The organism is Nostoc sphaeroides (assembly GCF_003443655.1).
GTDB classification, from domain to species: domain Bacteria; phylum Cyanobacteriota; class Cyanobacteriia; order Cyanobacteriales; family Nostocaceae; genus Nostoc; species Nostoc sphaeroides.
The window spans coordinates 2,698,724-2,723,430 of sequence record NZ_CP031941.1; the positions used below are offsets into that span (position 1 = coordinate 2,698,724).

A 24,707-nucleotide genomic window follows, 5' to 3' on the forward strand; every position below is an offset into this window, starting at 1 on the left:
GTTGACTGTTGACTGTTGACTGTTGACTGTTGACTGTTGACTGTTGACTGAAAACTCGTGAACCGTCAACGGTCAACAGTGAACAATAGCAATGGAATATTTTTTTACTTGGAAGTCCCTTAGATCACAATACGGTTCAGTTAAGGATTTTTGGTACTAATTTTAGACCTGTAGAGACGCGAAATTTCGCGTCTTTACCAAGGTTTTTGGGCTTAACTGAACTGTATTGCCTTAGATCAGTGATGGGAATTGACAAGAGCGATCGCATAGTTTTATAACTATCATTCAAATTGCTCTTTAGATAACAATAGCTCAAATGAGCGGTAAGCCTCATAATTCCGAAAATGTCGAGTATCTGATGGGTTGTTGAACTTGCGATCGCACTATTTGCAATGATGTTGATGAATTAACTCATATCCTCAATAGGATCTTCTGGTGGAGGATGACGGTTAACTACTTTGTCAGCAGCACGAATATTTACAATTCTTTCTCGATTTAAATTTAGTGCAGCTATTGTTGCTTTGCCAGTTTGTGTTAGCCCATTAATTTTAAGTTTATCAGCAGACCAAATAAAATGTTCACTCCAGAGACTTTCTCTTGGATTAAATAAAGGAAACTCTAAACCAGATTCAGGATCTATGGCTGTGGTTTTGGCTGATTTTCTGCGGTTACAATGGAAACAGGCTAAAGCCAAATTATCTATAGTATCTTTGCCGTTTTGACTTCAAGGAATAACATGATCTACTGTGAATAATACATACTGCCACTTTTCTGAAGCGTGGCAATATTCACACAATTCAGAGGCTCGCTGACGTACTTGTTGCTGAATTGCATCGGGAATTTTACGACTAGCCACTTTTACACAGTCTGATTATTGGGATTTTGTAAAATATTTCTAGCTAGACGATTGAGAAAACTTAGGTAATCGTCAATTTCTTCATAGCTATCTAGCTCTTGTTCTTCTTGTGGGTGGAGTGGAGAAATTTCTTGTTTGGCTAGTAAAGCTGCAATACGATTTTGGACAATGTTAGAAGCTTTAAATATAGGTATTCCCTCTTGCAACTTGATACTGATTGCACCTTCTAAAGGAAAGGTAGCGGGTAGACTTTGAAGGTTTGGTAGCAATGGAGGTGTCATATCATCCAAAATTACAATTTAGCTTTATCAAATACAATGCCACGACGGGCAAAATATTTATCGATATTAATCTGCACAAATAAATCCTTGAGTTCTTCTGCAATCTCTTGGGGTGGATTTCCTGATAAAGCGACTGCAATTAAACGTTCTGCTGTGGTAATTTCTCCACAGTCAATTGCTAAAGTTGCTGCACTACGATACAATACTGAACGTGTTGGTTCTGCTGCAAGATTACTTACTGTTAATTCTGCTGCTAACCGTTCTTTTTCAAATGCTTGTCTGGAGAGTTCTAAGGCTAAAACAGAGTCGCCTTTTAGTTTAGCAACTTGTGCTATTTCAGCAAAGTCCATTGCTTGTTTATGTAAATCTTGAATTTGGTTCATTATAAATATCAAACAAAAATTTTCATTCTCGCCAATTATCGATTAATAAAGGATATCCTAATGCTTGGATATTTTGATAATGTTTAGTATTACCCGTTACTAATATTAAATTATTTTCGATAGCTATAGAAGCTATTAAGACATCTGCTAATCCAATTGGTTGTCCCGCTTTTTCTAAATCTGCCTGAATCAAACCTGAAATTTCCGCACAGCTTTGGTCTAAATGCAAAATTTCTACTTCAGACAAATCTGCCAAAAACTCTTGAATGCGGTCATTGCGATTTATTTTCCTCCATCCCTTGATGATTTCAGAAACAGTAATTACAGAAATTGTGTACTGTTGCCATATAGCTCTATAAGTAATAGATTTAGCATTGATTTTAGGATTTTTACCTTTGCGAGTTTCTGATAAAATATCTGTATCAATTAAAGATTTTCTCACAACTAACTTTAGTCTCTATAATTCCTGTGTTTGAAAATATCTGCAACCATTTCATCAACTAATTCAGAATCATTAGCCCATTTGCCAATAGATGAATCATTAAGAACTTCTGGTTGAGTAAGATGATCAATCATAGCTTTAATTAAATCTGATACTTGGCAATTATTGGTTTGTGCCAATTGGTTGATTTTTGCAAGTGTTTCTTCGTCAATTTCTATTTCTAGTTTTTGCATAATTGATTAAGATATTGGAAATTAACAGTTTAGATTTATTATAAGTGAATGGATTTTATTTAGCGGCGAAACCAATGATTATCTTCGCTACTTTGTTTTCTGGCATAAATTTGAGAACGGACAATTTCAACTTCTTCGGTAATTTCTTCTAGAGATAATTCATCGGTTTGAAATATTTCTAGTAACTGAGTTAACTTTTTATTCAAGGTTTCTTTTTCTAGTTCCTTACTCAGTAACAATTTTTCCGAATCAGAAAGTTGTTTAACTAGGCTAAGAATCTGCTCAAATGTCAAAGGTAGTTGATAGATATTTTGTAACATAGTGTCAAATATTCTTCTATATTAAATTATATCTTTATCACTATTCTTACACCTTATTTTATCGCGCAAACCAAGCACGAACCCAACGCCACAACCGACGCAACCACGCCCAAAACCCACGACGAGAGACTACAGGCACTTTTGGTTGAGAAAGACGCTCAATTGCATTGTTGCAATCTAGTACATCAGCATCAAGTCCTATTGCCTGAAATAATTCGCGGGCATTGCGATAAGCACCCAGCGCGTCTGATTCTCGGTTGAGGTTTTCTAATGACAGACCTAAATTAAACCATGCGATCGCTTCCCCTCGAATATCGCCTATCTCCCTTTTGATTTCCAAAGACTGCTGCAAGAACTCAATCGCCCGTTGGTACTGTTCCAGGGAGTTGTAAGCATTGCCCAAATTGCTTAAGGAATTACCTTCGCCATTGCGATCGCCTATCTCCCTAGATATTTCCAAAGACTGCTGGTGGAACTCAATTGCCCGTTGGTACTGTCCCAGGGAGTCGTAAGCATTGCCCAAATTGTTGAAGGAAATACCTTCACCATTGCGATCGCCTATCTCCCTAGATATTTCCAAAGACTGCTGGTAGAACTCAATCGCCCGTTGGTACTGTCCCAGGGAGTAGTAAGCATTGCCCAAACCCATTAAGGAATTACCTTCACCATTGCGATCGCCTATCTCCCTAGATATTTCCAAAGACTGCTGGTGGAACTCAATCGCCCGTTGGTACTGTCCCAGGGAGTCGTAAGCATTGCCCAAATTGTTGAAGGAACTACCTTCACCATTGCGATCGCCTATCTCCCTAGATATTTCCAAAGACTGCTGGTGGAACTCAATCGCCCGTTGGTACTGTCCCAGGGAGTCGTAAGCATTGCCCAAATTGTTGAAGGAACTACCTTCACCATTGCGATCGCCTATCTCCCTAGATATTTCCAAAGACTGCTGGTAGAACTCAATCGCCCGTTGGTACTGTCCCAGGGAGTAGTAAGCATTGCCCAAACCCATTAAGGAATTACCTTCACCATTGCGATCGCCTATCTCCCTAGATATTTCCAAAGACTGCTGGTAGAACTCTATCGCCCGTTGGTACTGTCCCAGGGAGTAGTAAGCATTGCCCAAACCCATTAAGGAATTACCTTCACCATTGCGATCGCCTATCTCCCTAGATATTTCCAAAGACTGCTGGTGGAACTCAATCGCCCGTTGGTACTCTCCCAGGGAGTTGTAAGCACTGCCCAAATTGTTGAAGGAAATACCTTCGCCATTGCGATCGCCTATCTCCCTAGATATTTCCAAAGACTGCTGGTGGAACTCTATCGCCCGTTGGTACTCTCCCAGGGAGTTGTAAGCATTGCCCAAATTGTTTAAGGAATTACCTTCGCCATTGCGATCGCCTATCTCCCTAGATATTTCCAAAGACTGCTGGTAGAACTCAATCGCCCGTTGGTACTGTCCCAGGGAGTAGTAAGCATTGCCCAAACCCATTAAGGAATTACCTTCACCATTGCGATCGCCTATCTCCCTAGATATTTCCAAAGACTGCTGGTGGAACTCTATCGCCCGTTGGTACTCTCCCAGGGAGTTGTAAGCACTGCCCAAATTGTTGAAGGAAATACCTTCGCCATTGCGATCGCCTATCTCCCTAGATATTTCCAAAGACTGCTGGTGGAACTCTATCGCCCGTTGGTACTCTCCCAGGGAGTTGTAAGCATTGCCCAAATTGTTTAAGGAATTACCTTCGCCATTGCGATCGCCTATCTCCCTAGATATTTCCAAAGACTGCTGGTGGAACTCAATCGCCCGTTGGTACTCTCCCAGGGACTTGTAAGCATTGCCCAAATTGTTTAAGGAATTACCTTCACCATTGCGATCGCCAATTTCCCTAGCGATATCCAAAGACTGCTGGTAAAACTCAATCGCCCGTTGGTACTGTCCCAGGGAGTCGTAAGCATCACCCAAATTAACTAAGGATTTGCCTTCAGTATTGCGATCGCCAATTTCGGTAGCGATATCCAAAGACTGCTGATAGAAATCTATCGCCTGTTGGTACTGCCCCTGATAATTGTAAGCATTACCCAAATTAGCTAAGGATTTGCCTTCAGAATTGCGATCGCCAATTTCGGTAGCGATATCCAAAGACTGCTGATAGAAATCTATCGCCTGTTGGTACTGCCCCAAAGATAAGTAAGCATTACCCAAATTCATTAAGCATAAGCCTTCAGAATTGCGACCGCCAATTTCGGTAGCGATATCCAAAGACTGCTGCAAGAACTCAATCGCTTGTTGGTACTGCCCCTGATAATTGTAAGCATTACCCAAATTCATTAAGCATAAGCCTTCAGAATTGCGATCGCCAATTTCGGTAGCGATATCCAAAGACTGCTGCAAGAACTCAATCGCCTGTTGGTACTGCCCCAAAGATAAGTAAGCAATACCCAAATTAACTAAGGATTTGCCTTCAGAATTGCGATCGCCAATTTCGGTAGCGATATCCAAAGACTGCTGCAAGAACTCAATCGCTTGTTGGTACTGCCCCAGGGAGTAGTAAGCATTACCCAAATTCATTAAGCATAAGCCTTCAGAATTGCGATCGCCAATTTCGGTAGCGATATCCAAAGACTGCTGATAGAAATCTATCGCCTGTTGGTACTGCCCCAAAGATAAGTAAGCATTACCCAAATTAGCTAAGGATTTGCCTTCAGAATTGCGATCGCCAATTTCGGTAGCGATATCCAAAGACTGCTGATAGAAATCTATCGCCTGTTGGTACTGCCCCAAAGATAAGTAAGCAATACCCAAATTCATTAAGCATAAGCCTTCAGAATTGCGATCGCCAATTTCGGTAGCGATATCCAAAGACTGCTGATAGAAATCTATCGCCTGTTGGTACTGCCCCTGATATAAGTAAGCAATACCCAAATTGTTTAAGGAATTACCTTCGCCATTGCGATCGCCAATTTCGGTAGCGATATCCAAAGACTGCTGATAGAAATCTATCGCCTGTTGGTACTGCCCCTGATATGAGTAAGCAATACCCAAATTCATTAAGCATAAGCCTTCAGAATTGCGATTGCCAATTTCGGTAGCGATATCCAAAGACTGCTGCAAGAACTCAATCGCTTGTTGGTACTGCCCCTGATATAAGTAAGCAAGACCCAATGAAGTGAGAGAAGCTCTATAATTCCAATTTTCGCGATCGCTAATTTCTTTCCATTTACTTACCAACTGTCCATAAAATTCTATTTGGTCTGCATAATAACCCCGCAAGGTTAAAAAATTATTGCAATTCCAAAGCGCATCAAAGGCAGAGTCATAATTTTGCAACTGATAAAAGTGATGAAAGATTTCTAAGTATTCTTTAACATCATCTTTTGTTGTCCAAGGTGGTTGTTTAGCGATTGAGCGATAATAATCAATGGCTCGTTGATGCGCCTCTGTGCGATCGCCAGCCTGATACCGCACATATTCCAAAACCACGGGCTGAAACTCAAATCGCCGCTTACCATTGAGTTTTTCTACCAACAAAGAACGCTTAACCAGATTTCTTAATTCTCTCTCAATCTCTGTTTCTGAACTTCCCGGCAACATTGCCACGGCTGCGGCACTCTCAACCGCACCACGATAAACACTAATATTCAGCAATAACGCTTTTTGTAACTCATTCAACCGCTCAAAACTGGCATCCAACACCAAAACCATCCCCACATTTTCCCGGTGATGGATACCTACCACTTGGGAATCTGTCAACAATTGCCGCAAATTCCCTAAGCCTAAATCTGCTAACCTACTTAAGTCCGGGTCTTGTGAATATTCTGCCTTTAATAAGTCTGCTACCAATCTCAACAGTAGAGGATGCCCATCTACTAATTCCACAAACTGCGTTAAATCTCCGCGAATGCCTAATACAGTTAACAGTGCTACCCCTTCATCTACTTGCAAACCTTTTAGGGGTAGCCACTCAAAGCCTTTTAATTCTGGTCTTTCCCTGGTGGTGACTAACACTTTACTATTACTGCCATGTTCCACCCATGCTTGGAAAAAGTCGCCGTAGAACAGATTTCCCCACTGTCTATCTGGCTGTAATAAACTCTCCAGGTTGTCAATGATCAGTAAAAATTGTCCAGAACGTAAACACCCAACTAGCGCCTCTACTAACTGCGCTTCTTGTTCTGGAACCGGAAAGCCAAATTCACTGAGGACTTGGCGGGCTAAATCGCTAAAACCTGCCCCATTACTGACATCAGCCCAAAATCGCTTGGGGAAACCCTTAATTTCATCATAAATTTTCGTAGCCAGCATCGATTTACCTGTGCCACCGATGCCTTCTATGCCAATTAAAAAGGTATTTTTATCAGTTAACCATTGCTGTATTTGGGCGATTTCTGCTGTTCTTCCTTGCCAGTAAGCCAAACTTTTACCGGGATTCCCTGCTTTGAGAATCCCAGGCGATTCTACTTTGGTGCTGCGTTCTAGCAACTCCAATATTTCTTGCTGTGCAGCACCAAAAACAGCAATATTGGTGGTTACTTTGGGCTGTTGATATTCTTACTCAAGTCATAATTTGGATTATTAACGTTACCGGCTGTATTTATCTGTATACTTTCATCGTAAGATTGAGCATTGAGACTAACAGAACTATCAGCAGATTTTGTTTCTTGCAAAATCTCGGCTATCTCTTCTGCCAATGCTGTATCAGAGTTTAAAATATCTTTTAATTGCGCCCGGAACGCTGCTTGGTAATCTTCATCCCCTGGATTTTTGGTTGCGGCTTCGGCTGCTTTTTTTGCGTCTGCGTTAGCCTCTACTCTGGGATGTAACTTTCCCCAAATCGCCTTGGCTTTATTCCAAACATCTTCACCTACTTTTTGAGATGCCCCTTCTACAGCTTTATTACCCACATTTAACAGAAATGGCAGACAGGGAGCAAGAAATTTAACGATTAGAGCTATATCCATTGGTTTATGATGTCTATCTCAGAAATATACATACATTTTTACTAAGTATATTAACCCTTTTTCCCCTATCACCTTGATTCTTTTACTTTGAGGCGAAATTTAGCCCAATCATCTCAATACTGCGTAGATTTTGAAGATTTGTAGCGACTGTTTTAAAAATCAAGTGTAGGCGTAGTCCGTTGTAGACATCACTTTGTTTGTGGAGATTTATGAAAGCGATGCTTACGGTGGTCACTGAGCTTGCCGAAGTGTGGGCTACGCCTACGCACCTGTGTATTTGATCGCGGTGCGACAAAGTTTGAAGTACCTCAAACGACTTTGGAGTACCTCAAAACGACTTTGAAGTACCTCAAAACGACTTTGAAGTACCTCAAAACGACTTTGAAGTACCTCAAAACGACTTTGAAGTACCTCAAAACGACTTTGAAGTACCTCAAAACGACTTTGAAGTACCTCAAAACGACTTTGAAGTACCTCAAAACGACTTTGGAGTACCCCAACACGACTTTGGAGTACCTCAAAACGACTTTGAAGTACCCCAACACGACTTTGAAGTACCTCAACACGATTTTCAAAGTATTGCCACTCTTCTATAAATGTTTTTCTCTCAGATAAGAGGCAAAAATAACAACAAACCTCCACAGAAGTTTTATTTTTCTCCAAAGACAGCAAAACTTTTTCATGCAACAAGAAAAATTTACTCAACCTATTGTTAAATTTTGTAAAATTGATGTCTTCAAGACTAGAAACCTGATATCTAGATAGCTAAACTAACAAACAGTGCATCTGTACTGTTAACTATTAAAAGTAGATGTGGCGCTATAGCGTGAATGATCCCAGTACAACTTATCCTCAAAAACTTTCTTAGTTACCGTGATGCAACTTTAGATTTTCGTGGTTTGCATACGGCTTGTATTTCGGGTTCCAATGGTGCGGGTAAATCTTCACTTTTGGAAGCAATCACTTGGGCAATTTGGGGTGAAAGCCGCGCCACTGCTGAAGATGATGTGATCTATTCTGGGGCGAAAGAAGTTCGGGTTGATTTTACTTTTCAAAGTAACCAGCAAAAATATCGCGTGATTCGTACCCGAATTCGGGGAGGTACTAGCGTTCTTGAATTTCAAATAGAAATACCATCTGGGTTTCGCTCACTCACTGGCAAAGGGGTAAGAGCAACCCAAGATTTGATTCTAGAACATATCAAGCTCGATTATGATACATTTATTAATTCTGCTTACTTACGTCAAGGGCGTGCAGATGAGTTTATGCTCAAACGCCCGACGGAACGCAAAGAAATTTTAGCGGAGTTGTTGAAACTCAATCAGTATGATGATTTGGAAGAACGGGCAAAGGAATCTTCTCGTCAGTTCAAAGCCAGGGCAGTAGAGTTAGAGCGTTCTTTGGAGTCGATTAAAATTCAGTTGCAACAACGCGAGACAACCCAAGCGCAAAGAGTCGAGTTAGAAGCCGAACTCAATCAACTGCAACAAGTACAAGCCTTTGATAATATTCAATTACAAAGTTTGCAAGTTGTCCAGCACCAGCGCCAAAATTGGGAACAACAACTCAGCTTTGTAAAGCAGCAATACCAAAATCTTACCCAAGATTGCGATCGCCTTCAACAAGAACAATCAGCTATTGGCTCTCAGCTATCAGATTTAGAAAAAATATTACATCAAGAAACTGAAATTAAAGCTGGATACGCCCAATATCAAAGTCTCCAATCTCAAGAAGAAGCTTTTGCTACCAAATTTGAAGAATATACTCGCGCCCAACAAACTCGCCAACAAAAGCAACAACAGCTTACCAAACAAATTCACGAAATAGAACGGCAACTGCAACAAGCCCAAGCCCAAATTGAAGCTTTGCAGCAACAAGAGCGAGATATTCAGCAAACTCTGACTAAATCAGGTGAAGTAGAAGCTGCTTTGTCACAACTAACCGCAGCTCGTCACCATGTTGCTCGTTTAGATCAACTGCAAATGCAAGTTACTCCCTTGTTGCAACAACGAGCAACTTTGCAAAGCCAACTCGATCGCACTCATGCTGGTTTAGTAGCGCGACTTGAACAACTCCAAAGTACTGAGAACCAATTGCAACGCCAGCACCGCCGCCAACCGCAACTGCAACAAGCGGTGATGGATGTGGCAATCCAGATTGAAGAACTGGAGAAAAAGCGGGTTTATTTACAACGAGTCCAAGAAAAAGGGCAAGAAAGGCGGCACTTTATCGAACGTTTGCAAGCTCATCAACGCGACTATGAAAAACTGCTGGGAGAATTAGAGCAGAAATTGCAAATGCTGCAAAATCCTGAAGCACTTTGTCCATTATGCGAACGTCCTTTAGATGAACATCACTGGAGTCGGGTGGTAGAAAAAACCCAGGCTGAGATAGAGGATACTCAAGGGCAGTTTTGGGTAGTGCGAGAACAAATGGCTGTGTCAGATAGAGAAATTCAGGTACTTAGGCAGGAATATCGGGAAATTTCGCAACAATTAGCGGGTTATGATGGTTTACGCGAACAACGGGGACAGTTGGCAGCCCAGTTAGAAGCTACAACTGATGTGCAACAACAGTTACAACAAATTGCTGCTGAAAAACAACATTTAGAGCGATCGCTCCAAGCTGGTGATTACGCTCCCGATAAACAAGCCGAACTCCGGCAGCTAGACCAATATTTACAACAGGTTAATTATAATGAACAAGACCACGCCCTCGCCCGGAGTGAAGTTGAGCGGTGGCGCTGGGCAGAAATTAAACTCCAGCAGATTAAGGATGCTACTAAGCGACAAGCGCAACTATTAGCCCGAAAACCAGAATTACAATCCCAAATTGCTCAATTACAAGCCAAAATCCAGCAGGATCAGATTGATTCTGAATGTGCTAAACAAATCGCGGCTCTTGAGCGTCACATTACCGAAATTGGCTACAGTTCCGAACAGCACAACAATCTACGTATGGCTGTCCGCCAAGCTCAATCTTGGCATTTGCGGTATCAACAACTGCTGTCAGCCCAGCAGCAATATCCGCAACTCCAGACGAGATTGCAAGAGTTGGAGGATTCCAGAAGCGCCAGAGTAACGGAACGGCAAAAACTTGGCGGACAAATCGAAAGCATTATCCAGCAACTACAAGCAACAGCTAACCCATCTGCCCAAATTCAAGCTTTAGAGCAGCAGTTAGCAATCCGCAGACGCCAACTCGATGAGCAAATTGCCAAGTTAGGGCGTTTAGAACAGTTGGCGCATCAACTAGAAACGCTGCAAATTCAGTATGAACAACAGCAGCAGCAATTACAATCTTGTAAGCAGGAATATCGTGTTTATCAGGAATTAACGCAAGCTTTTGGTAAAAATGGTATCCAAGCACTGATGATTGAAAATGTGTTACCGCAACTGGAAGCCGAGACAAATCAACTACTTTCGCGGCTGAGTGGTAATCAGTTTCATGTACAATTTATTACTCAAAAAGCTGGACGTAGTGCTAAATCAACCAAGAAAAATGCCAAGCTGATAGACACTCTAGATATTTTAATCGCCGATTCTAGAGGAACGCGATCTTATGAAACTTACTCTGGTGGAGAAGCCTTTAGAATTAACTTTGCCATCCGTTTGGCTTTGGCGAAATTATTAGCGCAACGGGCGGGGGCGGCGTTGCAATTGTTGATTGTGGATGAGGGTTTTGGTACACAAGATGCCGAAGGATGCGATCGCTTGATTGCAGCGATTAATGCGATCGCTTCCGATTTTGCTTGCATCCTCACTGTAACTCACATGCCCCACCTCAAAGAAGCTTTCCAAGCCAGGATTGAGGTTAATAAAACTCAAGAAGGTTCGCAGTTGAGTTTGTCAATTTAATTAAATTTAACGCGTGCATCCAAACCATAAGAACGGAGCATTTTTGATAGCGTTTCTGCTTGGGCGCGATCGCTAAATGCCCCAGCATTCACATAATCCCCTAAATGTGATTGCTCCGTGACAGCATCAGGTATATATTGTTGCACTTTACTGAGAGTATCATTATTGGAAATTGGCACTATTACTCTGTAGGGATTATTAGCAACTAATGTGTTGCCATTGATAACAGGCACTACGTTATTAGTAGGAGGTAAATAGCGATTATTTTGAGGTGCTACATAGTCATTAGTCTCAGCAAATACATAACCATTAGTCTCAGGAGAATTCTCCACATTCGAGCTATTCAACCCTAATGCTCCCCAAGTTTGCCAATCTACATTTCCAGTAGGATTCAGGCGAGATGATTGCTGGAATGCAATCACAGATTCTCTGGTGTAATTGCTGAAAACGCCATCAGGATTGCTATTAGGGAAACCCAACTGCGATAAACGCTGTTGAACTAATGCGACATTATCTCCGCGATCGCCTACAGTCAGATAATTTCTGGTTTGTTGTTGAGCAACATATCCACCAGTCGAGGCTCTACGCACTGACTCTAAAACTTGGGCATTAGCGATGCCATCAACAGGTAAGCGATTATTTCGCTGGAATGCAATTACAGCATCTCTGGTCATTGGGCCAATATTCCCAGTAGCAGCAGTATTAAAATAACCTAGCTGCCGCAAACGCACTTGTAATTCTTTCACTTGTTGAGTAGAAAGCTTTGATCTGCCTGGAGTCGAAGAGGAACCCAGTAGTGCGTTCCAAGTTTGTTGATTCACAATCCCGTTAGCAGATATGCGATAATTTCGCTGGAATGCAATTACAGCATCTTTAGTCATTGGGCCAAAATTCCCAGTGGGATTAGCATTCAAGTAGCCTAACTGCCGCAAACGTTGTTGTAACCTTGTTACGGCTGCACCAGTTTTGCCTTGAGAGAGAACAGGATATTGATCACCACTGGTATTCCTGCTAAAAGTTCTACCTTGACATGCTCGTTGCAAGGCTGTTTGAGTACTAGCACCCACAACACCATCAGCAGTTATTCTATTGGCTTGCTGGAATTTGATCACAGCATTCTGAGTCAAGCTAGCAAACTTGCCACTTACTGGGCCGTTAAAGTAGCCTAACTTTTTCAAACACCTCTGGGTACTGCTGACTTCAGCGCCATTACTTCCGATTTTCTGAAGTGCTAAAGCTTGTCCAGCAATACTCAGGAGCCACGTAATCAGTGCCACGGATAAAAGACGCATCGCCGCACCACTAGATAACTTTTTCAAATTCTTTAATTTTAAATTACCTACACTAGGAATAACCTTGACGTTTTCGGATGCCTCGTAGACTGAGGCAAGCTTGGTTGAATAGCTATTTACCCCTGTTTCCACTTGTTTTTTTCAAGTTATGACTACACCTAAATTATACGGCTTGCTCTGTGTTGTGTTGGTTTTGCGTATGGTTCGTTGATAAGTAATTAACCAGAAGAGGCAGGGGGGAGGGCAGCTGCTCTTGCAACTGACAATTCAGGTCATCTGGAAAACCTCACTTCTATTTCTCTCATCCTTTAAGGAGGAGCCACTGCGTTGGGCGGCTCTGCCGACTTGAAGCATGTGGCGTCAGAGACTTTGAATTTTCCCCCTTAGAGTGTCGGGAAGAGGGTTAGGGGGTTAGGTTTTTCGTGGACTTTTCCACACAACGTGAAAAGTCAGGCTCTTGCAAGGGTTTCAGAGCAACTAAATTAGGACGTGTCTACTGTACAAATGCGTCGTGATGTGAATTATCTAAAATAGGAAGTTTTCAGGCTTTTCTTAATGCGTAAGTCCTGCTCTTAACTCTGTGTTCTCTGTGTCTCTGTGGTTCAATAAACTACTTCTAAACCTTACTAGGCACAGAGAGCGCTGAGAAAAAACAATCTTATTTTACGAGTCACCTTGAAAGGGCTAGTCCTATAAATTTATTTATGGAAAAGTTGTAAATTATTGTTATCGCTCTGGTTGTTCTGTATCTTCTGGTTTTTCATCAACTTTTTGAGTATTACCTGCTTTTACCCAACCTTCTTGTTCGCTACCTTCCAAACGAATCTTTTGCCAGGATTTATCTTGGTTTTCTTCCAAGATAATAATTTTTTGATTAAAAGTAACCCCACCAATCTTTTCAGCTTCTGGATTTGGTTGCGATCGCAAACTCAAGCCTTCAGCCCAAGTAACACGCCCTCGGTAAGCTCCCGATGGCAATGGTTTTGATGATGGGGTAGCCTTTGGTGATTCTGTAGAAGTGGAGGTTGGGCTTGGAGACGATTCAGCCTTTGTCCCAGGTGTAAGAGTGGGTTTAGCTCCTCCAGGCTCAGTTGCTTTGGGAGCTTGGGCTTTCACTGAGGGACTATCGTTGGAAAAAACGGGTTTGGCAGGGGGTATGCCGGTACGATTCATGAAATAGAGTCCAATTGCAACGCCGCCACCGATTAGCACAGCGATCGCTAAGAAAAATCCAAGGATAAACTTTATTAAGCCAGACAACATATTTAAAACCTGATCACCAGTGGTCAATAGTCAATAGTAATTCATGATTAACTGTTGACTATTGACTAATAATTATTAACTAATCAATTATTGTAACGACTGCTGAATGCATTCACGTAGTGCGCCGGAGGCGATCGCTTAAAGGGTTGTGTTTCGATGCTAAACGCGCTCTCCCAGCAGCAGCCCATTCTTGGAGTTGCTGAATTTGCTCTACAGCAGTTCGCGCCAAGGGGATGATCTGACTGGCTGCTTCTAAAATGTCATCAGTAGCAAAGTCGCGGTTTTGGCTAAATCCAATGTGCATCGCTTCAATTAAAGTTTGCTCAATTTCTGCCCCAGAAAAATCGGGCGTTTCATAAGCTAACCTTTCGATGTCATAACTTTTTAAGTTATGGGGGCGCAATCGGGATAAATGAACATCATAAATTGCTTTTCTCTCTTCTTGGGTGGGCAATCCCACAAAGAAAATTTCATCAAATCGCCCCTTACGGAGCATTTCCGGCGGTAAAGCTTGGATGTCGTTGGCGGTGGCGACAACAAAAACGGGTGAGCTTTTTTCGGCTAGCCAGTTAATAAAAGTACCAAACACACGGCTGGCTGTTCCTGCATCACCTTTGCTACCAAGTCCAGCAAAGGCTTTATCTATTTCATCAATCCACAAAATACAGGGAGCAAGGGCTTCAGCTACTTGGATCATTTGGCGAGTCCGAGATTCTGATTCACCCACCAAACCACCAAATAACCTTCCCACATCCAGACGTAGCAAAGGTAAATGCCAGTGATGAGCGATCGCTTTTGCCGTTAACGATTTACCAGTTCCCTGAATACCCACCAACATTAAACCACGGGGGTGCGGTAATCCGTACTGTCGCGCCTTATCAGTAAATGAGCCTCCCCGCCGAATCAACCAGTCTTTCAAGTTATCCAGTCCACCAATATCAGAAATTTGCTCAGTGGCGGGGTAGAAGTCCAAGATTTGGGTTTGGCGGATAGTTTGGCGCTTTTCTTCCAAAACAAGATCCACGTCTTCTGGTTGCAATTCACCGTGGGTAGCGATCGCTTTTGCCAAAACCCGGCGAATCCGTTCCATCGAAAGCCCTTGACAAGAACGCACCAAATCATCTAAAACTTTGCCAGAAAGGGAGTTACCAGTACTTTGTAGTAAGCGTTCCACCTCAGTTTTAATTTCTGGGGCGGCGGGTAAGGGAAACTCGACGACTGTCAGCACTTCCGTTAAATCGTCAGGAATGGCGATGCGCGGCGACAATAGGACAATATTTTTTGGTTGCGACTTCAGGAGTCGGGAAAGATTGCGGAGTTTGCGTGCGATCGCTACATCATCTAAAAAGCGATGATAATCTCGGAGAATCAATACCGCAGGCGCGGAAGCTGGTAATTTTTCGATAAATTCTAAAGCTTGCAACGGGTTACGTCGCCCAAACCCAACATCATTGGGGTTTCCCTGGTAGCCATCGACAAAATCCCAAGTATACACTGGGCGATTACCCTGGTTGGTTGCTTCTTCCCGGATAGCTGCTTCTACCCGTTCTTCCTCATAAGTGGGAATATAAATCAAGGGGTAGCGGGCGCGTAGCAGCAGTTTAAACTCTTCACGGAAGTTCATATATAGCTGTGGTTATTAGTTATTATCTATATTGTTCTTTCTTTGTATTGTGTCTCACAACTAAAAACGAATATATCTCTCGTTACTTGCTCTTACCAGAGAATAAAACATCTAAGTATAAGCATAGTCGCAAACCTTGCATTTACTGCAAGCTGGGAACAAGTGAATTTCCACTAACATCTAAAATGTAATAATTAGCTCCTTATATACGGATTTTTTTGGAATATTCGGGAAAGTTGTTTGACATTGCCACCAAATTTGCTTGTCAGGAATAGGTGCTTGATTCATCTGCTCGAACCAAGACAATACTTGAGGTGACGCTGTTAGGTCTGTGTTAACTTTTAGATAATTTTTTTCACTTTTTAACTAATAAAATATTTTGCAACTATCATATTTCTTAATTAATTAATTTATTTAATTTGGGTATTTTTACTATACATTAAAAAATAAATTGCATATAACTTATATTAAAGCAACTTTTTATCCTACAGCACAGCGTCAATAAACCATCCATTCCAAATCAATACTTCGGCTCCGCTCAGTAACCATGAAAGGCTTATGCCGTATTCATTTTTAATTTTTAATTATGCCCTGCGGCACTAGGATTTGAATTTGGTCAAGGCTATTTGTTTCATCAACCTCTGACTGCTAATTAAATTGAGACATTATTTCTCAAATAATGCCCACCTACTTATCTAAATAGTCAAATTATGAAAACATCATTACTTAATAGCGAATCAGAAATAATCAAGGCATTTTTACAGGATAAAATTATTCAAACTTCATCGGCAGCTGCTTTTGACGATGGCAAAAATATGCCGATTGTACTTGCGATCGCTATCTGCTTGTGTCTGATAATTTTTGTAGTGGCCTACTACTTGCTCAAATCTCGTAAAATCACTGAGTGCCAACAGTCGGAGTCTTATCTGCTACAGCAACTAACGGCTATAGAAGCTGCAACTGATGGTATTGCTATTTGTGATGAAAATGGTCTCTACCTTTACCTTAATAACGCTCACGCCAAGATTTTTGGATACAGTAATACTACTGAACTTCTAGGTAAATCCTGGCAAGAGCTTTACGACCAAGAGGAGATTAAATGGTTTGAGAAGAATGTTTTTCCCGTAGTGATGGAACAGGGTTACTGGTATGGAGAGATGATTGCCAAAAAAAACGACGGTAGTACATTCGCCCAAGAACTTTCGCTAACAGCGCTAGAGAATGGGGGACTGATTTGTCTTTGCCGTGATATCAGCGATCGCAAACGCTCTGAACAGTATTTAAATATACAATATGCCATCAGCCGTGCCTTAGGTGAGTCAATGACAATTAGTAAGGCTACTCCCAAAATTTTGCAAGGTATTTGTGAGACTTTAGCATGGGATTGGGCTGAGATTTGGCTAGTGGATAAACAAGCGAATGTGTTACGTTGTTTTGATATTTGGTATGGTGAAAAATCTCCTGAATTACAAGAGTTTGAAGCCCTGACTCGACAAACGACTTTAGCTCAAGGTATTGGATTACCTGGGCAGATTTGGGCTAACTCTGAACCTGTGTGGCTCACTGATATTGGTAATGAGCAGAACTTCCGGCGAGGGCAACTTGCTACCAAAGTAGGATTTAATACAGCTTGTGGTTTTCTCATCCGTAGTGGCAAAACAATAATTGGTGTCATGACTTTCTTGAATAAGAGTCAGGAACCACAGGATGCAGATTTGCTGGAGATTATGACATCTATTGGTAATCAAATCGGTCAGTTTATCAAACGAAAGCAAACAGAAAACGAATTGCAACAGCAAAGCTTGCGAGCGAAATTGTTAGCCAATATTACCCTAAAAATTCGTGAGTCTTTACAAATTGATGAAATCCTCAAAACTAGCGTTACAGAGGTGCAAAAGCTTATAAAAGCAGACCGTGTATTAATCTTTCAGCTAGAATCTGATTCTTCTTTAACTGCGCTTCAAGAGGCAGTACTTCCCAACTTTCCCGCAGTTTTGGGAGAGAACATTATCGACCCTTGTTTCATGGAAAATTACATCCAGAAATACCGTGAAGGACGGATACAAGCTTTTACCGACGTCGAACAAGCTAATATCCAACCTTGCCACATCGAATTACTGCAAAGATTTGCTGTGAAAGCTAATATTGTTGTCCCCATTATCCTCAAAGATGAACTTTGGGGATTACTCATTGCTCATCAATGTAGTCATCCCCGACAATGGGTAACTTGGGAAATTGAACTTTTACGAGAATTATCCAATCAAATAGGCATTGCTTTAGCTCAAGCAAAGTTACTAGAAGCCGAAACGCTACAACGGCAAGAACTTGAAGTTGCTCATCAACAAGCTGAATTGGCTTCTGTTGCCAAAAGTAGTTTTTTAGCAAACATGAGCCATGAAATTCGCACGCCCATGAACGCTGTTTTGGGAATGACTGGTTTACTGTTAGACACTCCCTTAACTCCAGAACAACAAGATTTTGCAGAAACAATTCGTGTGAGTGGAGACGCGCTTTTGTATCTAATCAATGAGATTTTGGATTTATCCAAGCTGGAGGCTGGGGAAATGATGCTGGAAACTCTGGATTTTGACTTATCCATTTGTGTTGAAGAAGTTTTAGAATTATTAGCTCCTCAAGCTCATCATAAGGGATTAGAAATTGCCGCCTTGATTCATCGCAATGTCCCGACTCATCTCCAAGGAGATGCTAATCGCCTACGGCAAGTTCTGATGAATTTGATAGGTAACGCCATTAAGTTTACCAACACTGGTGAGGTGATAGTACGAGCAGAATTGCAATCAGAAAACGACACTAGAGCTATGATCAAATTCTCTATTACAGATACGGGAATTGGTATGGCATCACAAGACCAAAATCAACTTTTTCAACCATTTACCCAAGTAGATGCTTCTATTACACGTAAGTATGGTGGTACAGGTTTGGGATTATCTATCTGTAAACAGTTGGTGAATTTGATGGGAGGAGAAATCGGGGTTAGAAGTCAAATAGGTAAGGGATCGGAATTTTGGTTTGAGTTACCTTTCAGCAAACAGCCTCAATCTGTTTCTCACAACCAGGAACATCAGCTTCTCAATCAACGGCGTTTGTTAGTCGTAGATGACAATGTGACTAATCGCAAAATTATTTATCACCAAGCTACCCGTTGGGGGATGCACGTAGATGAGGCTAGTTGTGCAACTACGGCCCTACAAGCTTTACAGCAAGGTGTCAAGCAGGGAGTACCATACAATATTGCTGTGATTGATATGCAAATGCCCGAAATAGATGGGATGACGCTGGGGATACAAATTAAGGCAAACTCTGCTATTGCTGATACCCCTTTAATTATGTTGACCTCCACTAATCAAAGAGATGAAATACAAAGGGCGCTAAACATAGGATTTACTAGTTTTTTGGTCAAGCCTGTAAAGCCATCGCGGTTACTCGACACGATCATGAATATCTTAGAAAGCCAAGGAAAATTAGATAACTCTCAGTTTGATAAAATTGAGCAGCCGTCTGTGCCAATCCAGGCAGAACCAATAGATGATTCGACTAAGCCAAAATTAAAATTGTTGCTAGCAGAAGATAATCTGGTTAATCAAAAAGTCATCGTCAAGCAGCTCCAGAACTTAGGCTATAAGGCTGATGTTGTCGCCAATGGTCAAGAAGTTTTGCAGGTATTAGAGCAAATTCCTTACGAATTGATTTTCATGGATTATCAAATGCCAATTTTGGATGGTTTGGAAACGACAAGAGAAATTCGTCGTCGGTCAGCAAGTTCATTTGCTAGCCATCGGCAACCTGTGGTAATTGCTCTCACTGCTAACGCGATGAAAGAAGACCAACAAAACTGTATAGATGCAGGGATGAATGACTATTTAAGTAAACCAGTAAATAAAAAAGATTTAGCAGCAATACTAGAGCATTGGAGTCAAATAATTATTACTTCTCAGGCAGCAATTATTCCCGATCCAACATCTGAAGATAGTCAAGATAAAAATTTCCTCGAACTAGCAATTGATTGGGAACACTTACATGAACTTTCAGAAAATAATACAGAGTTTGAGTTAGAACTATTGCAAGTGTTTTTAGAAGATAGCCAAGGTCATTTAGAGTCTATTAAAGCTGCGATCGCTACCCAAGACTTCGAGCCAATTGCACGGGAAGCTCATCATCTTAAGGGTTCTAGCGGTAATATAGGAGCTAAAATTATGCGGCAATTGGCAGAGAACCTAGAACTACTCAGTCTCAAACATGAGATTGCTGGTATGGTCGATTTAATCGCGGAGTTAGAAGAATTTATCAATCGCATTCAAGATTTTTTAATTAACGGCAATTGCCGACATAATTTTTAACCCGCGTCCCTGATCGTGATATAAAGTTCGGGTGATAACTTATAATTTATAATAAAATCTATCAATGTAGGTTGGGTTTAACGGCAGTAAAACCCAACATGAACAAGGATCAAACGCTAGAAGATAAATCAGAGAAAGAGAGAATATTAGAGGGATTAAATAAAAGCAAATATAGCTTCATTAAGAATGAAGATTCTTTAAACGACCAGCAAAAAGAAAAGTTAAAATCTGCTCAAGAGGATGTTTGAAAAGTCCTCTTCTCGGTAGCAAAACGTTCTATATTCCCCTAAACCCCCTTAAAAAGGGGGACTTTGAGGGGTTTTGCTGCCCTTCTTAAGGGGGGTTGTTGGAATCAACGCACTATTTATTAGTCGGGCGTTAACCAAATAGAAAGTAATACCAATTTGAAAAAAGAATGCGACAAATAGACCATTTGTAGAGACGCGATTCATCGCGTCCTTACCCTAGTATGTGTTGCAATCATTAATTGAATTGGTATAACCTATCTATCCTGGAAGTTGCTTTTTCAGTGCTTCCAGAGAAGCCCACCGATTATCAACTGGAGTTTCAGAACTATCAGAAGTATCAGAACTATCAACAGTAGTACTTACAGGAATACCTGGACAATTCCTACTGCACAGTTGGCGCAGAGGTACTGCCAAGCACATTTGCTCATACAGCCATTCATTGGGATAAAAATAACCATCGGGCGGCAGGGTTTCCAGCAACTCTTCCATAATCACTTCCCGTTCTAAGGGCAAGTCATTTACCTGATTTGCAGTTTCGTCTAACCAGATGATTTCCTTCGTATCAAGCCCTAAACGTCGATTGTATTGCTGCAAACATCGGTTGCAGGTACAAGTAATAATTGTTTCTGCCTGAGCGGAGACTTCCAGGTAATTGCCATGATGCTGCACACGCACACGACCGCGAACTGGCGTCAACGTTTCCAGACCAGGCAAAAATTCCTGAACCTGAACTTCCTCTGTCCGCTCCGATGCTCTAGTTAGCTGCGGAATATAAATTGCGTCCATAGGATTTGTGAGACATCCTCACGAAAATGAATGGTCATTATCAGCAATAATACTGATACTACATCTTTATTTTAGCTTTTAGGAACAAGAGAAATTTTGAAATTATATTGAGCTTTCAATTAACCCTTGTACAGACGCGATTAATCGCGTCTCTCTTCTTCCAACGAAGCTGGACGGACAACCAGATGACGATGCGGCTCTTTACCGCGACTGAAGGTTTCTAAATCTCCAAATTCCTTCAAGAAGGTATGGATTTGCCGCCGTTCAGCAGAACTGAGGGATTTGATTTCCACTTCTCTACCAGAAAAGCGCACTTCATCGGCTGCTGCTTCTGCTAGTGCGCGAATTTCGGCTTCTCTTTTAACCCGGTAGCCATTTAACTCAATGGTGTAAGAGGCTTGGTCTTCCGGGGGTTGGCTTAGGTTTAAAACCGAATTTGCTAGATACTGAATTGCATCTAACACAGAACCATCAGCACCAATTAAGACCTGTATTTGTTCTGTCGTCAAATTAGTTTGGTCAATTGTTAACCAGTAGTTATCTGGTTCTGGGGAATCGCCCTCTTGAGATTGGGCAGCTTCTAAATGACCCTGAATCTCAGCAGGTATCCCAGTGAGTTCCAGCAGGGATTTTAACCACTGCTGACCTCGCTGCATGGGAATATTGCTCATGATCCCCCTGTCGCCTTTTTCTTAGCACTTTTTGGTTCAAATGGCAATGCCTTTTGTTCTGCGACTACTGCTTCTTTCTCCTGGGTTTCTACGATTTTTTGCAGTTCTTCTGGTAGAGGTTCGCGGGAGAGAAGATAAGTTTGTGCAGTTTGGAAAATGTTACCAATCACCATATACATCAGCACCCCGGCTGGTAAGGGGAAGAACAAAAACATCCCAGAAAAAATAACTGGAGTGATTTTGTTAACTGTATCTTGCTGCGGATTGCCACCACTGGAATTTTGCCCAGAAAGCATTTGGCTAACATAAAGGCTGATTCCAAAGGAGACGATCATGGCGACGATATCCCAGTGGATTGTGCCATCTGGATCAGTTGCACCAACCCTGCCTAAGGCATCAATAAATAGAAAGCCTTTGTCTGCTGCTAGTCCAGGAATTGTCCCTTGAATAGTGACTTCTCCGGGCTGCAATGCTTCTACATTGCCTTGGGCATCAATTTTTATCCTATCTTCACCTTTGGTAATTTTCCAATCAGGAATGAGCTTATTTTCTGGGTGTTCTGCTAAGAGTACTTGAAATGGTTTGCCCTCAATGGTCTGATATTGGATCTTAGTTTGTTCTCCCACCGCTAGTTTGTTACCACTAGGAAGGATGGCAGCTACTTTAACGTGTTCTCCATCAGCAACGTAAATATTTTGAGGAGCAGTGGCAAAGGCTTGGGGTTGAATTTGTTCGATTTGTTCTGCGGGAAGGATTTGCAGGTTAACGCTGTAGTTAGCACTTGCAAAAGGCGAACCCCGCAAAGTGGCAAACAGCGCTAATAAAACCGGCATTTGCACTAGTAATGGAAAACACCCTGCCAAGGGGTTGCCAAATTCTTTTTGAACATTGACCATTTCCTCCTGCTGCTTTTGCGGTTCATCCTTATAGCGCTCTTTGATTGCTGCCATCCGCTTCTGCATCAGAGGTTGTACAATTCGCATTTTCCGCATGTTACGAATTGAGCCAGCACTCAGGGGATAGAGCGCGAAGCGGACTATCAGGGTCAAAGCAACGATCGCCAATCCGTAGCTAGGCACAATACCATAGAAGAAATCTATGATTGGCAGCATCACGTTGTTCGAGAGAAAGCCGATACCAAAATCCATTATTCTGAATTCAACCTGAGGTACTGTAAACTGAATCTAATTTATCTAAATCATAAATTATGTGCGACTTCCCTTCGCTACGGATAGCCGCACATCCCAAAAAAGGGAGTGGGGAATGGGGAATTGGGAGTAGTATGTAGTTTTTGGTAAGTGGGAAGTTCTTAACTTTGGATTTTATTCTGAGTAAATTTTGTATTCCCTACTCCCGTTCGGCTACGCTCACGGCAAGCCTACTCCCTACTCCCATCACTTGTTAGCAGCGGCGCTATATTCAGGATTTTTCGCAGCAATTCTTTCGTTGATGTAGTCATAAACTTCCCGAAACTTAGGAATTGCCCGTAATTCGAGACGACTGCCGTTTTTTAGGGTTAGTACCATATCTCCCCACAAGCCAATGCCACGGGGGACTGTGACGACTTTGACAATTTCTGAGTAGATTATGTCAGTGCGATCGCGTCCCTGCCAACCTCCCGTCACGGTAATCCGGCGATCGGTGATGCGGAAACGCAGCCACAATGCTCTGACAATTGCCCCAACTGTTAATGGTATCCCGACAATGGTTAGCCCAATCAACAGGTTGACAATTAAATCCCCAATATGGGGGCCGCCTTCATAATAAACATCTTCACGAATTCCCATCGAACACCTCAGCTTGTGCCAACAACTGCTCTAATTCTTGCAGAAATTGTGGGCTTACGCACTTAGATTCTGCTGTTGTGGGTTTGACAATGAACACTAGCCGCCATCCTGGTGATAATTTGGGCAGCAAGCTATATAAAGCAGAAGCAATTTGCCGTTTAATTCGGTTGCGAACCACTGCCCTTTTGCTGACTTTTGTGCTGATGGAAATGCCAATCCGCGTGCTGGCAAGATGTACTGAATCAGTTGCTTGTGTTGTCTGGGTGGTAGTGGACAAAGAAGGTTTTGTTGAACATAACGGCTTTAAGGCTCTCAATGTTAAATAAGAGCCATTACGCCGAATTCCTTCCCGGAAAACTGCCTGGAAATCCTTGCGGGATTTTAGCCGATTTGCTTTAGGCAAAGCCACAGATGTTCTTTTAGCTTAATATTCCCTAAACGCTCAAACGGTGGCGCCCTTTTTTTCTCCTAGCGCTAATCACGTTTCTGCCATCTGGTGTCCGCATTCTGGCACGGAAACCAGAGGTTCTTTTTCTCTTACGGCTAGTACCGCCCAGTGTTCTTTTCATACTCTTCTCCTCTTAGGTGATTTTTATAAAAACTCACAATCTCTAATTGTATTACTTTATTAGGGAATAGGGAATGGGGCATTGAGGCAGGAGGGAGATAAAACTCCTAACTCATAACTCATAACTCATAACTCATAACTCCTAACTCCCCACTCCCCACTCCCCACTCCCCACTCCCCAAAGTTAATTGATGCTCAAAATCCATGTTCCCATGTAGCGCAATAGTGGCACATCACCAGGGGAGAGGACTTGACAGCGAAAATAGTAAACTCCGCCGAAGGCTGGGTTTTTCACGTTAGATAAAACTACCTCAACTCCACTACCTGCTGGTACTGGCTCTTGGGGAAAAATATTAATCAGCTTACCTTCTTTGTCCCACTTCACCTCAGAAAGCGGAACTGCTTTGCCTTTGACTCGGACTTCAATTTTTTTCGGGTCGAAAGTTCCTTTGTAATAATCAGGGTAGGTAATGGCAAATTGACCAACAGCCAATTTCATTTTTTGGGCTGGAATCCTTAATATATATCGATCCCACCCATTGGCTTGTCCACCAAAATCTAACCTAAAGGGCAGCTGATTTTCTTGTTTGACGCCGCTAAATAGGGTAAATCCAGGTAAACTTTGTGCCCAAGTCAAGGCTGGTAATCCAGTAACCAAAAAGCTAGTCACGGCTAAAGCAGAAAGTAAACGTCGCATAATCAGGCTTCCTCTACCAAAATATAAATCTGTTATCTAAAATAACTGTGTGTTAGTATTCGTTACTAAACTTTACTACTGA

General features: G+C 41.9%; 21 protein-coding genes and 2 pseudogenes. 3 read left to right on the forward strand and 20 right to left on the reverse strand.

The window, feature by feature from the left end; all coding sequences use genetic code 11:
• Positions 1–136: 136 nt before the first annotated feature.
• The 10 genes and pseudogenes from D1367_RS30745 to D1367_RS30750 all read right to left on the reverse strand — a co-directional run bounded on the left by D1367_RS30745 (position 137) and on the right by D1367_RS30750 (position 8,179).
• Complete coding sequence (locus D1367_RS30745; RefSeq protein WP_181985152.1) at positions 137–289, reverse strand: hypothetical protein; 153 nt, start codon at positions 287–289, stop codon at positions 137–139.
• A 117-nt stretch (positions 290–406) separates the two neighbouring features.
• Positions 407–856 (reverse strand): annotated as a pseudogene (locus D1367_RS33085) (HNH endonuclease).
• Between the two features lie 2 nt (positions 857–858).
• Positions 859–1,137, reverse strand: a complete 279-nt coding sequence (locus D1367_RS11960) for a hypothetical protein (protein WP_118166652.1) — start codon at positions 1,135–1,137, stop codon at positions 859–861.
• An 11-nt stretch (positions 1,138–1,148) separates the two neighbouring features.
• A complete protein-coding gene (locus tag D1367_RS11965; protein ID WP_118166653.1) occupies positions 1,149–1,520 on the reverse strand; it encodes a hypothetical protein in 372 nt (123 codons plus the stop codon).
• A 22-nt stretch (positions 1,521–1,542) separates the two neighbouring features.
• Positions 1,543–1,962: a PIN domain-containing protein gene (locus D1367_RS11970; RefSeq protein WP_118166654.1), complete on the reverse strand. Its 420-nt coding sequence runs from the start codon at positions 1,960–1,962 to the stop codon at positions 1,543–1,545.
• An 8-nt stretch (positions 1,963–1,970) separates the two neighbouring features.
• On the reverse strand, positions 1,971–2,195 hold the full coding sequence (locus D1367_RS11975; RefSeq protein ID WP_118166655.1) for a hypothetical protein: 225 nt from the start codon (positions 2,193–2,195) through the stop codon (positions 1,971–1,973).
• Between the two features lie 59 nt (positions 2,196–2,254).
• Positions 2,255–2,515 carry a type II toxin-antitoxin system VapB15 family antitoxin gene (gene vap15, locus D1367_RS11980; protein WP_118166656.1) on the reverse strand — a complete coding sequence of 87 codons (261 nt, stop codon included), beginning with the start codon at positions 2,513–2,515 and terminating at the stop codon, positions 2,255–2,257.
• A 58-nt stretch (positions 2,516–2,573) separates the two neighbouring features.
• Positions 2,574–6,995 carry a tetratricopeptide repeat protein gene (locus D1367_RS11985; RefSeq protein ID WP_181985153.1) on the reverse strand — a complete coding sequence of 1,474 codons (4,422 nt, stop codon included), beginning with the start codon at positions 6,993–6,995 and terminating at the stop codon, positions 2,574–2,576.
• Positions 6,996–7,042: 47 nt separating this feature from the next.
• On the reverse strand, positions 7,043–7,474 hold the full coding sequence (locus D1367_RS11990; RefSeq protein WP_118166658.1) for a hypothetical protein: 432 nt from the start codon (positions 7,472–7,474) through the stop codon (positions 7,043–7,045).
• Between the two features lie 261 nt (positions 7,475–7,735).
• Positions 7,736–8,179 carry a hypothetical protein gene (locus D1367_RS30750; RefSeq protein WP_118166659.1) on the reverse strand — a complete coding sequence of 148 codons (444 nt, stop codon included), beginning with the start codon at positions 8,177–8,179 and terminating at the stop codon, positions 7,736–7,738.
• A 125-nt stretch (positions 8,180–8,304) separates the two neighbouring features.
• Between D1367_RS30750 and sbcC the strand changes: the two genes are divergently transcribed.
• A complete protein-coding gene (gene sbcC, locus D1367_RS12000) occupies positions 8,305–11,331 on the forward strand; it encodes an exonuclease subunit SbcC (RefSeq protein ID WP_118166660.1) in 3,027 nt (1,008 codons plus the stop codon).
• Here the strand turns inward: sbcC and D1367_RS12005 are convergent.
• The 3 genes from D1367_RS12005 to D1367_RS12015 form a co-directional block, all read right to left on the reverse strand.
• Complete coding sequence (locus tag D1367_RS12005) at positions 11,328–12,755, reverse strand: peptidoglycan-binding domain-containing protein (protein ID WP_118166661.1); 1,428 nt, start codon at positions 12,753–12,755, stop codon at positions 11,328–11,330. The genes sbcC and D1367_RS12005 overlap by 4 nt on opposite strands.
• Positions 12,756–13,349: 594 nt before the next feature.
• Positions 13,350–13,886 carry an SH3 domain-containing protein gene (locus D1367_RS12010; protein ID WP_118166662.1) on the reverse strand — a complete coding sequence of 179 codons (537 nt, stop codon included), beginning with the start codon at positions 13,884–13,886 and terminating at the stop codon, positions 13,350–13,352.
• 112 nt (positions 13,887–13,998) lie between these two features.
• The gene (locus D1367_RS12015; RefSeq protein ID WP_118166663.1) at positions 13,999–15,510 is read right to left on the reverse strand and encodes an AAA family ATPase; all 1,512 of its coding nucleotides are present in this window, start codon (positions 15,508–15,510) and stop codon (positions 13,999–14,001) included.
• Between the two features lie 710 nt (positions 15,511–16,220).
• Here D1367_RS12015 and D1367_RS12025 point away from each other — a divergent pair.
• Positions 16,221–19,868 (forward strand): response regulator, encoded by a 3,648-nt coding sequence (locus D1367_RS12025; RefSeq protein ID WP_118166664.1) that lies wholly within the window; start codon positions 16,221–16,223, stop codon positions 19,866–19,868.
• Positions 19,869–19,981: 113 nt separating this feature from the next.
• Positions 19,982–20,107: pseudogene (locus D1367_RS12030) on the forward strand (ISL3 family transposase); the annotation flags it as partial.
• A gap of 267 nt (positions 20,108–20,374) precedes the next feature.
• Here the strand turns inward: D1367_RS12030 and D1367_RS12035 are convergent.
• The 7 genes from D1367_RS12035 to D1367_RS12065 all read right to left on the reverse strand — a co-directional run bounded on the left by D1367_RS12035 (position 20,375) and on the right by D1367_RS12065 (position 24,625).
• Entirely contained in the window at positions 20,375–20,902 is a 528-nt protein-coding gene (locus D1367_RS12035) for a YceD family protein (protein WP_118166665.1), read from the reverse strand.
• Between the two features lie 140 nt (positions 20,903–21,042).
• A complete protein-coding gene (locus tag D1367_RS12040; protein WP_118166666.1) occupies positions 21,043–21,573 on the reverse strand; it encodes a Jag family protein in 531 nt (176 codons plus the stop codon).
• A complete protein-coding gene (gene yidC, locus D1367_RS12045) occupies positions 21,570–22,721 on the reverse strand; it encodes a membrane protein insertase YidC (RefSeq protein WP_118166667.1) in 1,152 nt (383 codons plus the stop codon). The genes D1367_RS12040 and yidC overlap by 4 nt, the downstream gene beginning before the upstream one ends.
• Positions 22,722–22,967: 246 nt before the next feature.
• Positions 22,968–23,360, reverse strand: a complete 393-nt coding sequence (locus D1367_RS12050) for a PH domain-containing protein (protein WP_118166668.1) — start codon at positions 23,358–23,360, stop codon at positions 22,968–22,970.
• The gene (rnpA, locus tag D1367_RS12055) at positions 23,347–23,769 is read right to left on the reverse strand and encodes a ribonuclease P protein component (protein ID WP_118166669.1); all 423 of its coding nucleotides are present in this window, start codon (positions 23,767–23,769) and stop codon (positions 23,347–23,349) included. The genes D1367_RS12050 and rnpA overlap by 14 nt, the downstream gene beginning before the upstream one ends.
• A gap of 25 nt (positions 23,770–23,794) precedes the next feature.
• The gene (rpmH, locus tag D1367_RS12060; RefSeq protein WP_099102484.1) at positions 23,795–23,929 is read right to left on the reverse strand and encodes a 50S ribosomal protein L34; all 135 of its coding nucleotides are present in this window, start codon (positions 23,927–23,929) and stop codon (positions 23,795–23,797) included.
• Between the two features lie 183 nt (positions 23,930–24,112).
• Positions 24,113–24,625, reverse strand: a complete 513-nt coding sequence (locus tag D1367_RS12065; RefSeq protein ID WP_118166670.1) for a DUF2808 domain-containing protein — start codon at positions 24,623–24,625, stop codon at positions 24,113–24,115.
• Positions 24,626–24,707: the final 82 nt, after the last annotated feature.

Excerpts from the sequence above, each read along its gene's own strand:
- yidC (WP_118166667.1), bottom strand. The coding sequence starts at position 22,721 with ATGGATTTTGGTATCGGCTTTCTCTCGAACAACGTGATGCTGCCAATC.
- D1367_RS12050 (WP_118166668.1), bottom strand. The coding sequence starts at position 23,360 with ATGGGAATTCGTGAAGATGTTTATTATGAAGGCGGCCCCCATATTGGG.
- D1367_RS12040 (WP_118166666.1), bottom strand. The coding sequence starts at position 21,573 with ATGAGCAATATTCCCATGCAGCGAGGTCAGCAGTGGTTAAAATCCCTG.
- D1367_RS11960 (WP_118166652.1), bottom strand. The coding sequence starts at position 1,137 with ATGACACCTCCATTGCTACCAAACCTTCAAAGTCTACCCGCTACCTTT.
- D1367_RS12035 (WP_118166665.1), bottom strand. The coding sequence starts at position 20,902 with ATGGACGCAATTTATATTCCGCAGCTAACTAGAGCATCGGAGCGGACA.
- D1367_RS12010 (WP_118166662.1), bottom strand. The coding sequence starts at position 13,886 with ATGTTGTCTGGCTTAATAAAGTTTATCCTTGGATTTTTCTTAGCGATC.
- rpmH (WP_099102484.1), bottom strand. The coding sequence starts at position 23,929 with ATGAAAAGAACACTGGGCGGTACTAGCCGTAAGAGAAAAAGAACCTCT.
- D1367_RS12015 (WP_118166663.1), bottom strand. The coding sequence starts at position 15,510 with ATGAACTTCCGTGAAGAGTTTAAACTGCTGCTACGCGCCCGCTACCCC.
- D1367_RS11965 (WP_118166653.1), bottom strand. The coding sequence starts at position 1,520 with ATGAACCAAATTCAAGATTTACATAAACAAGCAATGGACTTTGCTGAA.
- D1367_RS12025 (WP_118166664.1), top strand. The coding sequence starts at position 16,221 with ATGAAAACATCATTACTTAATAGCGAATCAGAAATAATCAAGGCATTT.
- vap15 (WP_118166656.1), bottom strand. The coding sequence starts at position 2,515 with ATGTTACAAAATATCTATCAACTACCTTTGACATTTGAGCAGATTCTT.
- D1367_RS11990 (WP_118166658.1), bottom strand. The coding sequence starts at position 7,474 with ATGGATATAGCTCTAATCGTTAAATTTCTTGCTCCCTGTCTGCCATTT.
- sbcC (WP_118166660.1), top strand. The coding sequence starts at position 8,305 with ATGATCCCAGTACAACTTATCCTCAAAAACTTTCTTAGTTACCGTGAT.
- D1367_RS11975 (WP_118166655.1), bottom strand. The coding sequence starts at position 2,195 with ATGCAAAAACTAGAAATAGAAATTGACGAAGAAACACTTGCAAAAATC.
- D1367_RS12065 (WP_118166670.1), bottom strand. The coding sequence starts at position 24,625 with ATGCGACGTTTACTTTCTGCTTTAGCCGTGACTAGCTTTTTGGTTACT.